We start from the raw sequence: 15,708 nt of genomic DNA on the forward strand, positions 1-15,708 counted from the left end.
CTTCGATGCCGCCTGTGCGCATCTGGATCTTCACCTGGACCGGTCGGTCCGGGCGTTGATCGACGGCGCCGAGCCGGAGCTGCTCGACCAGACGGGGTATGCGCAGCCCGCGCTGTTCGCCGTCGAGATCGCCCTCACCGCGTTGCTGCGTCACTGGGGTGTGACGCCGGACGTCGTCGTCGGCCATTCGATTGGTGAGATCGCCGCGGCGCACACGGCCGGGGTGCTGGATCTGGCGGACGCGGCGGTACTGGTGGCGGCGCGGGGCCGGCTGATGCAGGCGCTGCCCGCCGGTGGGGCGATGCTCGCCGTACAGGCCAGTGAGGTCGACGTCCTCGCCGCCCTGGCGGACGCCGGCGTCGCGGTGGATCTGGCTGCGGTCAACGGCCCGGCCGCGGTTGTCCTTTCCGGCCCCGCCGACGGCATCAACGCCGCTGCGGAGCTCGCGGCTGCGCGCGGATGGACGTCCACCCGCCTGCGCACCAGCCATGCGTTCCACTCGGCGCTGATGGAACCGATGCTCGCCGAGTTCGAAGCTGTCGTCCGCGGGCTGAGGTTCCTTGAGCCCACGCTGGCGGTCGTCTCGAGCGTGACCGGGGGCCAGGTTCGGCCGGGTGAGTGGACGGATCCGCAGTACTGGGTGCGGCAGGTCCGCGAGCCGGTGCGGTTCGCGGACGCCGTCGCGACCCTTGCCGCGACCGGGGTGACCCGGTTCGTCGAGGCAGGGCCGGACGGTGTGCTGACGGCGATGGCGCGCCACGTGCTGCCCGACGCCGACGGCAGCGTGTTCGTCCCGATGCTGCGCCGCGACCGCGACGAGACGTCCACGGCCCTCACCGCGCTGGCGCAGCTGCATGTCCACGGCGTCGTCGTGGACTGGGCGTGGCTGTTCGACGGCACCGAAGTGCGGCCGGCGACCCTGCCGACGTACGCGTTCCAGCGGCGGCGGTACTGGCTGGAGAACGCGCCGGTCGAGGCCGTGACCGACGGCGTGGTCGAGGCGGGCTTCTGGGAGTCGGTCGAGCGGTCCGACCTGGCGGGGCTCGCGGCGCAGCTGGAGGTGGCCAGCGGGCCGTTGGCGGAAGTGCTTCCCGGGCTCGCCTCCTGGCATGCCCGGCGGCGGACGGCGGCTGCGACGGACGCCTGGCGCTACCGGGTGGTGTGGAAGCCTGCCGCCGACCCGGGCGCGGCCGCCCTGTCGGGGACGTGGCTGCTGCTCGGCGACCACTCCGCGGGCGGCCCGGTGGCCGCCGAACTGGTGGCGGCGCTGACTTCCGCGGGTGCGGAGGTCGTGTCGGTCCCGGCCACGCCGGAGGAGAGCCGGGCGGGTCTGGCCGGGCGGCTGCGCTTGCTGGAGCTGGAGCTGGACGGTCCGGTGGCGGGGGTGCTGTCGCTGGCCGGGCTCGGTGCGGATCCGCTGGTGGGCAGCCTGGCGGTGGTGCAGGCGCTGGGTGACGCCGAGATCGCGGCGCCGGTGTGGCTGGTGACGTCGGGTGCGGTGTCGACGGGTCGGTCGGATCGTGCGGTGGAGGTGGCGCAGGCGCAGGTGTGGGCGCTGGGGCGGACAGTGGGCCTGGAGCGCCCGGAGCGGTGGGGTGGTCTGCTCGACCTGCCCGAGACGCTGGACCGGCGCGCCGCGTCCCGCGCCGTCGCGGTTCTCGCGGGGCTGCTTGACGCGGAGGACCAGGTCGCGGTCCGCGGCAGCGGGGTGCTGGTACGGCGGCTTGTTCCGGCGCCGGTGCCGGCGGGGTCGGACGCCGGGTGGCGTCCGCGCGGCACGGTGTTGATCACAGGTGGTACGGGTGGTCTGGGCGCCGCGGTGGCACGGTGGGCCGCGCGCAGTGGCGCGGAGCGGTTGGTGCTGGTGAGCCGGCGTGGGCTGGCTGCGGAGGGTGCCGCCGCACTGGTGGACGAGCTGTCGGCCGCCGGGGTTGCCACTGATGTGCTGGCGTGCGATCTGGCGGACCGGGCGGCGGTGGCCGGTCTGCTGACGGTCGCCGGTGAGCTGTCGGCAGTGGTGCATGCGGCCGGTGTCGGCGAGGACCGGACGCTGGCCGAGGTGGATGCCGATCATCTGGCCCGGGTGGTGTCGGGGAAGGTCGCCGGTGCGCTGCATCTGGACGAGCTGCTCGGTGACACGCCGTTGGACGCCTTTGTGGTGTTCTCGTCGATTTCGGGTGTGTGGGGTAGTGGTGAGCAGGCGGCCTATGGTGCGGCGAACGCGGCGCTGGATGCGCTGGTCCTGCGGCGTCGGGCGGCTGGTCGGGTGGGTACGGCGGTGGCGTGGGGTCCGTGGGCGCAGGTCGGGATGGCGGCGGACGAGGCGGTGGCCGGTCAGTTGCGTCGTCAGGGTCTGACCGCGATGGACCCGGAGCGTGCGGTCTCCGTGCTCGCCCAGGCGGTCGGCTCCGTTCCTGCCCCCGGCTCCGGCGGTGCCCCCGGCTCCGGCGGTGCCACGGGTGCCGGTGACGACGTGGTTGTGGTGGCGGATGTGCGGTGGGATGTGTTCCTGCCGGTGTTCACCGCGGCCCGTCCGCGGCCGTTGTTCGCGGATCTGCCGGCGGCGGTGGTGCTGGCGGCCGCGGCGGTGCCCGGCGGGGCTGTGGTGTCGTCGTTGTCGCAGCGGCTGGTGGGTCTTGCGGCGGGTGAGCGGGAGCGGGTGGTTGTCGAGCTGGTGCGGTCGGAGGTGGCCGGGGTTCTCGGTCATGGTTCGGCGGACGAGGTGCCGGCGGACCGGGCGTTCCGGGACCTGGGTTTTGACTCGTTGACGGCGGTGGAGCTGCGGAACCGGCTGATGCGGGTGACGGGTCTGCGGTTGCCGGCGACGTTGGTCTTCGACTATCCGAACGCGCAGCGGCTGGCCGGTTTCCTGCTGGCCGAGGTGTCCGAGGCGACGCCGGTGGCGGTTCTGATGCCGGCCGGCCCGGCGTTGGTGGCGACCACGGACGACCCAATCGTGATCGTGGGGATGGGTCTGCGGCTGCCCGGCGGGGTGGATACGCCCGAGGGTCTGTGGGAGCTGCTCTCCGACGGCCGTGACGCCATCGGTGGTTTCCCGGTCGACCGTGGGTGGAATGTCGAGGAGCTTTACCACCCGGATCCGGATCATGCGGGGACGTCGTATGCCCGCGAAGGCGGCTTCCTTTACGACGCCGGTGAGTTCGACGCGGGGCTGTTCGGGATTTCGCCGCGTGAGGCGTTGGCGATGGATCCGCAGCAGCGCCTGTTGTTGGAGACGTCGTGGGAGGCGTTCGAGCGCGCCGGGATCGATCCGACGGGGTTGCGTGGACGTCCGGTCGGGGTGTTCGTCGGCGCCAGTTACATGGGGTACGGGACGGGCCCGGCCGAACTCCCGGAGGGGTTGGAAGGTCATCTTCTGACCGGTACGGCGTCGAGTGTGATCTCGGGGCGGTTGGCGTACACGTTCGGTCTCGAGGGCCCGGCGGTCACTGTCGACACGGCGTGTTCGTCGTCGCTGGTCGCCCTGCACCTGGCGGTGCAGGCAATCCGCGCCGGTGAGGCGGAGATGGCGCTGGTCGGTGGCGTCACGGTCATGCCGAACCCCGACATCTTCGTCGAGTTCTCCCGCCAGCGCGGCCTCTCCCCGGACGGCCGGTGCCGTTCGTTCTCCGCCGGTGCGGACGGCACCGGCTGGTCGGAGGGCGCCGGGGTGCTGCTGGTGCAGCGTCTGTCGGACGCCCGCCGGGCGGGCCGTCGGGTGCTGGCGGTGGTCCGTGGCAGTGCGGTGAACCAGGACGGGGCGTCGAACGGTCTGACGGCGCCGAACGGTCCGTCGCAGCAGCGGGTGATCCGCCAGGCCCTGGCCAGCGCCGGGCTGTCGACGTCCGACGTGGACGCCGTTGAAGCGCACGGCACGGGCACGACGCTGGGTGATCCGATCGAGGCGCAGGCGCTGCTCGCGACCTACGGTCAGGACCGCCCGGCGGACAGCCCGCTGTGGCTGGGGTCGATCAAGTCGAACATCGGTCACACCCAGGCCGCCGCCGGAGCCGCCGGCATCATCAAGATGGTCCTGGCGATGGGCCGGGGGATCCTGCCTGCGACCCTGCACGCGGACGAGCCGACCCCGCACGTCGACTGGACCGCCGGCGCGATCGAACTGCTCACCGAAGCCCGCCCGTGGACCGCGGACGGCCGGCCGCGCCGCGCCGGCATCTCCGCCTTCGGGGTCAGCGGCACCAACGCCCACGTCATTCTTGAGCAGGCCCCGGAACTCGAGCTGGTTTCCGCATCCGACGAGCCTGCCGATCCGGCCCGCATGGCCCTGCCGGTGGTTCCGGTGCTGGTCTCCGGTCACGACGACGCGGCGCTGCGGGCCCAGGCGGGACGTCTCCAGGACGCCGGGGACGGCGCGCGGGAACTCGCGGCCGTCGCGGCCGCAACGGTCCGACGTGCCGCACTGGCTCACCGCGCGGTGGTACTGGCCGCGGATGCGGATGATCTGCACACGGCGCTGGAGGCGCTGCGCGGGGATGCGGCCGCGCCGAACCTGGTACGCGGTGTGGTGGGCGAGGGTCGTCTGGCGGTGGTCTTCACCGGCCAGGGCGCCCAGCGGATCGGCATGGGCCGGGAGCTGTATGACGCCTTCCCGGTGTTCGCGGATGCCTTCGACGCTGTGTGTGCCCATCTCGACCTTCACCTGGACCGGCCGCTGCGGGAGCTGATCGACGGCGTCGTCGCCGTCGACGGCGACGACGGTGCCGAGTCGGGCTTGGACGAGTCGGGGCTGTTGGATCAGACGGGGTATGCGCAGCCGGCGTTGTTCGCCGTCGAGGTGGCGCTGACCGTGTTGTTGCGTCACTGGGGTGTGTCTCCGGACGTGGTGGTGGGGCATTCGATCGGTGAGATCGCCGCTGCCCACACCGCCGGGGTGCTGGATCTGGCGGATGCGGCGGTGCTGGTGGCGGCGCGGGGTCGGCTGATGCAGGCGCTGCCCGCCGGTGGGGCGATGCTTGCGGTGCAGGCCGGTGAAATCGACGTTCTCGCGGCTCTGGCGGAGGCCGGTGTCGCGGTCGATCTCGCGGCGGTGAACGGCCCGTCCGCTGTCGTTCTTTCCGGTGCGGAAGAGGCGATCGCTGCCGCCGCCGCACTTGCCGGCGCGCGGGGGTGGACATCCACCCGGCTGCGCACCAGCCATGCGTTCCACTCGGCGCTGATGGAACCGATGCTGGCCGAGTTCGAAGCTGTCGTCCGTGGGCTGACGTTCCGGGAGCCGACGCTGCCGGTCGTGTCGACCGTGACCGGGCGTTCGGTCGAAGTCGGCGAGTGGTCGGATCCGCAGTACTGGGTGCGGCAGGTCCGCGAACCGGTGCGGTTCGCCGACGCCGTCACCGCGCTTGCCGGGGCCGGGGTGACGCGGTTCGTCGAGGCCGGCCCGGACGGTGTGCTGACGGCGATGGCGGCGCAGGTGCTGCCCGACGCCGAGAGCAGCGTGTTCGTCCCGCTGCTGCGCCGTGACCGCGACGAGACGTCCACGGCGCTCACGGCACTCGCCCGGCTGCACGTCCACGGGGTCCCCGTCGCCTGGGCGACCCTGTTCGGGGGGGCCGGGACGACGCCGGCGGGGAACCTGCCGACCTACGCCTTCCAGCGGCGGCGGTACTGGCTGGAGTACGGGCCGCTCGAAGCGGCCATGGCCGGCGAGGCCGACGTCATCGAGGCGGACTTCTGGGAGTCGGTGGAGCGGTCCGACCTTGCCGGGCTGGCGGAGCGGCTCGAGGTGGACGCGGCGTCGCTGGAGCCGGTCCTGCCGGCGTTGGCGTCGTGGCGGGCGAAGCGCCGGCTGGAGGCGTCCGCCGACGGATGGCGGTACCGGGTGGTGTGGAAGCCGGCCACCGAGCCGGCTGCAACTGCCCTGTCGGAGATCTGGCTGGTCGTGGACGCGGAGGGTGAGCGCGGTCCGGTGGCAGCCGAGCTGGTCGCGGCGCTGGCCGCCGCCGGCGCGGAGGTCGTCCCCGTCTCCGTTCCGACGGGGACGGATCGGGCGGGTCTGGCCGGGCGGCTGCGCTTGCTGGAGCTGGAGCTGGACGGTCCGGTGGCGGGGGTGCTGTCGCTGGCCGGGCTGGGTGCGGATCCGCTGGTGGGCAGCCTGGCGGTGGTGCAGGCGCTGGGTGACGCCGAGATCGCGGCGCCGGTGTGGCTGGTGACGTCGGGTGCGGTGTCGACGGGTCGGTCGGATCGTGCGGTGGAGGTGGCGCAGGCGCAGGTGTGGGCGCTGGGGCGGACAGTGGGCCTGGAGCGCCCGGAGCGGTGGGGTGGTCTGCTCGACCTGCCCGAGGTGTTGGACCGGCGCGCCGCGTCCCGCGCGGTCGCGGTCCTGGCCGGGCTGCCCGGCGGGGAGGATCAGGTTGCGGTCCGCGGCAGCGGGATTCTGCTCCGGCGCCTGTCGCACGCGCCTGCGCAGCGCGACGCGGGTTGGCGTCCGCGGGGCACGGTGCTGGTTACGGGTGGTACGGGTGGTCTGGGTGCTGCGGTGGCGCGGTGGGCTGCGCGTGGTGGTGCGGAGCGGTTGGTGTTGGTGAGTCGGCGGGGGCTGGCTGCGGCTGGTGCTGTCGAGCTGGTGGAGGAGTTGTCGGCGGCCGGGGTCGTGGTCGAGGTGGTGGCGTGTGATCTGGCGGATCGGGGGGCGGTGGCGGGTCTGCTGGCGGATGTGGGTGAGTTGTCGGCGGTGGTGCATGCGGCCGGTGTCGCCGAGGATGTGCCGTTGGCCGAGGTCGATGCGGATCATCTGCACCGGGTGGTGTCCGGGAAGGTCGCCGGTGCGCTGCATCTGGACGAGCTGCTCGGTGACACGCCGCTGGATGCCTTTGTGGTGTTCTCGTCGATTTCGGGTGTGTGGGGCAGTGGTGAGCAGGCGGCTTATGGTGCGGCGAATGCGGCGTTGGACGGGCTGATTCTGCGGCGTCGGGCGTCCGGCCGGGTGGGTACGGCGGTGGCGTGGGGTCCGTGGGCGCAGGTCGGGATGGCGGCCGACGAGGCGGTCGCCGGTCAGCTGCGCCGTCAGGGTCTGACCGCGATGGACCCGGAGCGTGCGGTCTCCGTGCTCGCCCAGGCGGTCGGCTCCGTCCCTGTCCCTGTCCCCGGCTCCGGCGGTGCCGCGGGCGCCGGTGACGACGTGGTCGTGGTGGCCGACGTCCGGTGGGACGTCTTCCTGCCGGTGTTCACCGCCGCCCGTCCCCGCCCGCTGTTCGCGGACCTGCCGGAAGCAGCCGTGCTGGTGGCCGGGGCAGCAGCCGGCGAGGCCGTCGGATCCGCACTGTCGCGGCGGCTGGAGGGCCTGCCTGCGGGCGAGCGGGAACGAGCGGTCGTCGAGCTGGTCCGCGCCGAGGTGGCCGGTGTGCTTGGCCACGGTTCGGTGGACGAGGTTCCGGCGGACCGGGCGTTCAGGGACCTGGGCTTCGACTCGCTGACGGCGGTCGAGCTGCGGAACCGGCTGATGCGGGTGACGGACCTGCGGCTGCCGGCGACGCTGGTCTTCGACTATCCGAACGCGCAGCGGCTGGCGGAGTTCCTGCTGGCCGAGGTCTCGGGCACAGCGCTGGTCGGTACACCGGTACTCCCCGCGCTGACCGCCGCGACCGACGACCCGATTGTGATCGTGGGGATGGGTCTGCGGCTGCCCGGCGGGGTGGATACGCCCGAGGGTCTGTGGGAGCTGCTGGCCGATGGTCGTGACGCCATCGGTGGTTTCCCGACGGACCGTGGCTGGAACGTGGAGGAGCTGTACCACCCGGATCCGGATCATGCGGGGACGTTCTACGCCCGCGAAGGTGGATTCCTCTACGACGCCGGTGAGTTCGACGCGGGGTTGTTCGGGATTTCGCCGCGTGAGGCGTTGGCGATGGATCCGCAGCAGCGGTTGTTGTTGGAGACGTCGTGGGAGGCGTTCGAGCGGGCCGGTGTTGATCCGACGGGGTTGCGTGGACGTCCGATCGGGGTGTTCATCGGTGCCAGTTACATGGGGTACGGGGCCGGGGCGGTTGATGCTGCGGAGGGGTTGGAAGGTCATCTTCTGACCGGTACGGCGTCGAGTGTGATCTCGGGGCGGTTGGCGTACACGTTCGGTCTCGAGGGGCCGGCGGTGACGGTGGACACGGCGTGTTCGTCGTCGCTGGTGGCGCTGCATCTGGCCGCGCAGGCGATCCGTGCGGGTGAGGCGGAGATGGCGCTGGTCGGTGGCGTCACGGTCATGCCCAGCCCGGACCTGTTCGTCGAGTTCTCCCGCCAGCGCGGCCTCTCCCCGGACGGCCGGTGCCGTTCGTTCTCCGCCTCGGCGGACGGGACGGGCTGGTCGGAGGGCGCCGGGGTGCTGCTGGTGCAGCGTCTGTCGGACGCCCGCCGGGACGGCCGGCGGGTGCTGGCGGTGGTGCGTGGTTCGGCGGTGAACCAGGACGGTGCGTCGAACGGGTTGACGGCGCCGAACGGCCCGGCGCAGCAGCGGGTGATCCGCCAGGCGCTGGCCAGCGCCGGGCTCTCCCCGTCGGACGTCGACGCCGTCGAGGCACACGGCACCGGAACGACGCTGGGTGACCCGATCGAGGCGCAGGCGCTGCTGGCGACCTACGGCCAGGACCGCCCGGCGGACAGCCCGCTGTGGCTGGGGTCGATCAAGTCGAACATCGGTCACACGCAGGCCGCGGCCGGCGCTGCCGGAATCATCAAGATGGTGCTGGCGATGCGCCACGGGACGCTGCCGGCGACCCTGCACGTCGACGAGCCGACCCCGCACGTCGACTGGACAGCCGGCGCCATCGAACTGCTCACCGCGTCCCGGGCCTGGGAGGAGAACGGCCGGCCGCGCCGCGCCGGCATCTCGGCGTTCGGTGTGAGCGGCACGAACGCCCACGTCATCCTCGAGCAGGCACCGGCCATGGAGCCGGTACCGGCTTCCGGCCAGCCTGCGCAGCCGGCCGGAACAGCACTGCCGGTCGTTCCGGTGCTGGTCTCCGGTCATGACGAGGCGGCCCTGCGGGCTCAGGTCGAGCGCCTGCGTGTCGCAGGCGGTGACGTTCTCGGGCTCGCGGCCGGGGCGGTACGCCGGGCGGTGCTGGCGCACCGTGCGGTGGTCCTCGCGGCGGGTGCGGACGATCTGCGCGCGGCACTGGAGGCCCTTCGCACCGGTGCCGCCGCGCCGAACGTGGTGCGGGGTGTGGTGGGTGAGGGCCGGCTGGCGGTGGTCTTCACCGGTCAGGGTGCGCAGCGGCTGGGTATGGGCCGGGAGCTGTATGACGTGTTCCCGGTGTTCGCGGACGCTTTCGACGCCGCCTGCGCCCACCTGGACGCGGATCTGGATCGCCCGGTCCGTGCACTGATCAACGATGACGCGGAGCTGTTGGAGCAGACCGGTTATGCGCAGCCGGCGTTGTTCGCCGTCGAGGTCGCCCTGACCGCGTTGCTGCGTCACTGGGGCGTGACCCCGGACATTCTTGTCGGTCATTCGATCGGTGAGATCGCGGCGGCGCACACGGCCGGGGTGCTGGATCTGGCGGATGCCGCGGTGTTGGTCGTGGCGCGGGGTCGGCTGATGCAGGCGTTGCCCGCCGGTGGGGCGATGCTCGCGGTGCAGGCGGGTGAGGTGGAGGTTCTCGCGGCGCTGGCGGAGGCCGGTGTCGCGGTGGATCTGGCCGCGGTGAACGGCCCGGCGGCGGTGGTCCTGTCCGGTCCGGCGGAGGCGATCGGTGCTGCGGCGGAGCTTGCAGAGAGCCGCGGGTGGAGGTCGTCTCGGCTGCGGACGAGTCATGCGTTCCATTCGGTGTTGATGGAGCCGATGCTGGCCGAGTTCGCCACCGTCGTCCGTGGTCTGACGTTCCGGGAGCCGACGCTTCCGGTGGTCTCCACGGTCACCGGCCGGCTGGTCGGGGCGGGTGAGTGGTCGGATCCGGCGTACTGGGTGCGGCAGGTGCGGGAGCCGGTGCGGTTCGCGGACGCCGTCGCGACCCTGGCGGCGACCGGGGTGACGCGGTTCGTCGAGGCGGGTCCGGACGGTGTGCTGACGGCGATGGCGGCGCAGACGCTGCCGGATGCCGAGGGCAGTGTGTTCGTGCCGCTGCTGCGTCGTGACCGGGACGAGACGTCCACGGCGCTGACCGCGCTGGCCCGGCTGCACGTCCACGGTGTCGTCGTCGACTGGACGGCGCTGTTCGACGGCACCGGGGCGACACCGGCGGAGGACCTGCCGACGTATGCGTTCCAGCGGCGGCGGTACTGGCTGGAGTACGCGCCGCTCGAAGCGGCCACGGCCGGTGAGGCCGACGTTGTCGAGGCGGCTTTCTGGGAGTCGGTCGAGCGGTCCGACCTCGCCGGGCTCGCGGCACGGCTCGAGGTGGCCAGCGGGCCGCTGGCCGAGGTGCTTCCCGGGCTGGCCTCGTGGCACGCCCGCCGGCGGAGCGCGGCCGTCACCGACGGATGGCGTTACCGGGTCACCTGGAAGCCGGTCGCCGACCCGGGTACCGCGACCCTGTCCGGGACCTGGCTGGTGCTCGGCCTGCGGGCCGAGGCCGGGCTCCCGGCGGCCGTGGAGCTGGCGCAGGCACTGACCGCCGCGGGCGCGGCTGTCGTCCCCGTCGACATCGAGCCGGATGCGGATCGGGCTGCGCTCGCCGAGCGGCTGCGATCCGTGGCGGACGGCCCGGTGGCGGGCGTGCTGTCGCTGGCCGCGTTCGGGGATGCGCCGCTGGCCGCCAGCCTGGCGGTGGTGCAGGCGCTCGGCGACGCGGAGGTGGCGGCGCCGGTGTGGCTGGCGACGTCCGGTGCGGTCTCGACCGGCCGGTCGGACCGCGCGGTGGACGTGGCCCGGGCGCAGGTCTGGGGCCTTGGCCGGGTGATGGGTCTGGAGCATTCCGACCGGTGGGGCGGTCTGCTCGACCTTCCGGAGGTGTTGGACCGGCGGGCGGCGTCTCGGGTGGTGGCTGTCCTCGCCGGGCTGCTGGAGGGCGAGGACCAGGTCGCGGTCCGCGGCAGTGGTGTTCTGCTGCGGCGGCTGGTCCCGGCCCCGGTGTCGGCGACGGATGCCGGTGTGGGCTGGCGCCCACGCGGCACGGTGCTGGTCACGGGTGGTACGGGTGGTCTGGGTGCTGCGGTGGCGCGGTGGGCTGCGCGTGGTGGTGCGGAGCGGTTGGTGCTGGTGAGCCGGCGCGGCCCGGCTGCGGCTGGTGCTGTCGAGCTGGTGGACGAGTTGTCGGCGGTTGGGGTTGCTGCCGAGGTGGTGGCGTGTGATCTGGCGGATCGGGCTGCGGTGGCGGGTCTGCTGGCGGATGTGGGTGAGTTGTCGGCGGTGGTGCACGCGGCCGGTGTTGCTGAGGACCGGGCGCTGGCCGAGGTGGATGCCGATCATCTGGATCGGGTGGTGTCGGGGAAGGTCGCCGGTGCGCTGCATCTGGACGAGCTGCTCGGTGACACGCCGTTGGACGCCTTCGTGGTGTTCTCGTCGATTTCGGGTGTGTGGGGTAGTGGTGAGCAGGCGGCTTATGGTGCGGCGAATGCGGCGTTGGACGGGCTGATTCTGCGGCGGCGGGCGTCTGGTCGGGTGGGTACGGCGGTGGCGTGGGGTCCGTGGGCGCAGGTCGGGATGGCGGCGGATGAGACGGTCGCCGGTCAGCTGCGCCGTCAGGGTCTGACCGCGATGGACCCGGAACAGGCCATCGCCGTACTCGCCCAGGCAGTCGGCGCCGGAACCGACACCGACACCGACACCGTGGCCGCTGACGCCGGCACGGCCCTTCCCGCTCCCGCTGCCCCCGGCGACGACGTGGTCGTGGTGGCCGATGTGCGGTGGGACGTCTTCCTGCCGGTGTTCACCGCGGCCCGTCCCCGTCCGTTGTTCGCGGATCTGCCGGCGGCGGTGGCGCTGGCCGGAAAGGCCGCGGCGGCTGGCGGGGCTGTGGTGTCGTCGCTGTCCCAGCGGCTCGACGGCCTGACTGTGGGTGAGCGGGAGCGGGTGGTCGTCGAACTCGTGTGCTCCGAGGTGGCCGGTGTTCTCGGTCATGGTTCGGCGGATGAGGTGCCGGCGGACCGGGCGTTCCGGGATCTGGGTTTTGACTCGCTGACGGCGGTGGAGCTGCGGAACCGGCTGATGCGGGTGACGGGTCTGCGGTTGCCGGCGACGTTGGTGTTCGACTATCCGAATGCGCAGCGGCTGGCGGAGTTCCTGCTGGTCGAGGTTTCTGGCGCGGCGCCGGCGGGTGTTCTGGTTCCGGCTGGTCCGGCATTGGTGGCGACGACGGACGACCCGGTCGTGATCGTCGGTATGGGTCTGCGGCTGCCGGGTGGGGTGGATTCACCCGAGGGCCTGTGGGAGCTGCTCTCCGATGGTCGTGATGCCATCGGTGGTTTCCCGACGGACCGTGGCTGGAACGTGGAGGAGCTGTACCACCCGGATCCGGATCATGCGGGGACGTCCTACGCCCGCGAAGGCGGATTCCTTTACAACGCCGGCGAGTTCGACGCGGGGCTGTTCGGGATTTCGCCGCGTGAGGCGCTGGCGATGGATCCGCAGCAGCGTCTGCTGTTGGAGACCGCCTGGGAGGCGTTCGAACGAGCTGGTATTGATCCGACGGGGTTGCGTGGGCGTCCGGTCGGTGTGTTCATCGGCGCCAGTTACATGGGCTATGGGATCGGCGCGGCCGGGAACGACGAAGGGCTGCAGGGTCATCTCCTGACCGGCACCGCGTCGAGTGTGATCTCGGGGCGGTTGGCGTACACGTTCGGTCTGGAGGGGCCGGCGGTGACGGTGGACACGGCGTGTTCGTCGTCGCTGGTGGCGTTGCATCTGGCCGCGCAGGCGATCCGCGCCGGCGAGGCCGAGATGGCCCTCGTCGGCGGTGTGACGGTCATGCCGAATCCGGACATCTTCGTCGAGTTCTCCCGCCAGCGCGGCCTGTCGCCGGATGGCCGGTGCCGGTCGTTCTCTGCCGGTGCGGATGGGACGGGTTGGTCGGAGGGTGCCGGGGTGCTGCTGGTGCAGCGTCTGTCGGACGCGCGCCGGGCCGGCCGTCGGGTGCTGGCGGTGGTGCGTGGTTCGGCGGTGAACCAGGACGGTGCGTCGAACGGTCTGACGGCGCCGAACGGGCCGGCGCAGCAGCGGGTGATCCGCCAGGCGCTGGCGAGTGCCGGCCTGTCGTCCGCCGACGTGGACGCCGTGGAAGCGCATGGAACCGGTACGACGCTGGGTGATCCGATCGAGGCGCAGGCGCTGCTGGCGACCTATGGCCAGGGCCGGTCCGAGGATCAGCCGTTGTGGTTGGGGTCGATCAAGTCGAACATCGGTCACACCCAGGCCGCGGCCGGTGCGGCGGGGATCATGAAGATGATCCTGGCGATGGGCCGGGGGATCCTGCCTGCGACTCTGCACGCGGACGAGCCGACCCCGCATGTCGACTGGACGGCCGGGGCGATCGAGCTGCTCACGCAGTCCCGGGTGTGGGAGGAGAGCGGGCGGCCGCGGCGCGCCGGGGTGTCGGCGTTCGGGGTGAGTGGTACGAACGCGCACGTCATCCTCGAGCAGGCTCCGGTCGTGGAGCCGGCGTCTGACCAGCCGGTCGAGCCGGTCGGAACGGCACCGGTGCTGCCGGTGGTTCCGGTGCTGGTTTCCGGTCATGACGAGGTGGCGTTGCGGGCGCAGGCGGGGCGCTTCGCCGCGACGGATGCCGATGTTCTCGCGCTGGGTGCGGGGTCGGTGCGGCGGGCGGTGCTGGCGCATCGTGCGGTGGTTCTGACCGCGGGTGAGGATGATCTGCGTTCGGCGTTGGAGGCTCTTCGTTCTGGTGTTTCTGCGTCGAATGTGGTGCGTGGGGTTGCGGGGTCGGGCCGGTTGGCGGTGGTGTTCACCGGTCAGGGTGCGCAGCGGATCGGTATGGGGCGGGCGTTGTATGACGCGTTCCCGGTGTTCGCGGATGCGTTTGACGCGGTCTGCGCGCATCTGGATCTTCACCTGGATCGGTCGGTCCGTGAGCTGATTGATGGTGATGCGGATCTTCTCGATCAGACGGGGTATGCGCAGCCGGCGTTGTTCGCGGTGGAGGTGGCGCTGGCGGCGTTGTTGCGTCACTGGGGTGTGACTCCGGATGTGGTGGTGGGTCATTCGATTGGTGAGATCGCGGCGGCGCACACGGCCGGGGTGCTGAATGTGGCGGATGCGGCGGTGTTGGTGGCGGCGCGGGGTCGTCTGATGCAGGCGCTGCCCGCCGGTGGGGCGATGCTGGCGGTGCAGGCGGGTGAGGTCGAGGTTCTTGCCGCGCTGGCGGAGGCTGGTGTCGCGGTGGATCTGGCTGCGGTGAACGGCCCGACCGCCGTCGTCCTGTCCGGCGCGGTGGAGGCGATCGATGCTGCCGCGGAGCTTGCAGCCACCCGCGGGTGGACGTCGACCCGTCTGCGGACGAGTCATGCGTTTCATTCGGCGTTGATGGAGCCGATGCTGGCCGAGTTCGCGGCCATTGTTCGGGGGCTGAGGTTCGAGGAGCCGACTGTTCCGGTGGTTTCCACGGTGACGGGGCGTCTGGTCGGGGCGGGTGAGTGGTCGGATCCGGCGTACTGGGTGCGGCAGGTGCGGGAGCCGGTGCGGTTCGCGGACGCTGTCGTGGCCCTTGCTGGGGCTGGGGTGACGCGGTTTGTTGAGGCGGGTCCGGATGGTGTGTTGACGGCGATGGTGGCGCAGGTGCTGCCGGATGCCGAGGGCAGTGTGTTCGTCCCGCTGCTGCGCCGTGACCGGGACGAGATCCCGACGGCGCTGACGGCGCTGGCCCGGCTGCACGTCCACGGGGTGGTCGTGGACTGGGCGGGGCTGTTCGACGGGACCGGCGTCCAGCCGGCGGGGAACCTGCCGACGTACGCCTTCCAACGCCGCCGGTACTGGCTGGAGAACGCGCCGCTCGAGGTCGTGACCGGCGATGTGGTCGAGGCGGACTTCCGGGAGTCCGTGGAACGGGCCGACCTGGCGGGCCTCGCGGCTGCGCTGGAGGTGGAAAGCGGGCCGTTGGCGGAAGTGCTTCCCGGGCTGGCCTCGTGGCGCGCCCGTCGGCGGGAGGCGGCTGCCACCGACGGGTGGCGCTACCGGGTGGTGTGGAAGCCTGCTGCTGACCCGGGCGCGGCTGCCCTGTCCGGGACCTGGCTGCTGCTCGGAGACCAGCTGTCGGCTGCGTCGGTGGCCGCAGAGCTGGTCGAGGCACTGACCGTCGCGGGCGCGACTGTCATCCCGGTCGACGTCGAGTCTGGTGTGGAACGGGCCGTCCTGGCCGACCGGCTGAGCCGGCTGCAGGAGCTGGCCAGCGGTGCGGCCGCAAACGGTGACGCGCTGGACGTCCCCATGCCGGCTGGTGCGGTGGCGGGTGTGGTGTCGCTGGTCGGGTTGGGTGCGGCGCCGTTGGCGGACAGTCTGGTGGTGGTGCAGGCGCTGGGTGATGCTGACATTGCGGCGCCGGTGTGGTTGGTGACGTCGGGTGCGGTGTCGACGGGCCGGTCGGATGGTGTGGTGGATCCGGTGCGGGCGCAGGTGTGGGGTCTGGGTCGGGTGGTGGGGTTGGAGCACCCGGACCGGTGGGGTGGTCTGCTCGATGTACCGGAGACGGTCGACCGGCGGGCGGCTTCGCGGGCGGTGGCGGTTCTCGCGGGGCTGTTGGAGGGTGAGGGTGAGGTTGCGGTTCGGGGTGGTGGGATTCTGGCGCGGCGAATTGTTCCGGTTCGGGAGTCGTCTCT

At 72.3% G+C, this 15,708-nt stretch carries 1 protein-coding gene; it reads left to right on the forward strand.

Going from position 1 to position 15,708, the window contains the following annotated elements; genetic code table 11:
- Positions 1 to 15,708 (forward strand): type I polyketide synthase (locus AB1460_RS30835; protein ID WP_368965602.1); only part of this gene is annotated, 15,708 nt, incomplete at both ends.

It is taken from the genome of Parafrankia sp. FMc2 (genome assembly GCF_041008525.1).
In the GTDB taxonomy this organism is placed as follows: Bacteria; Actinomycetota; Actinomycetes; order Frankiales; family Frankiaceae; genus Parafrankia.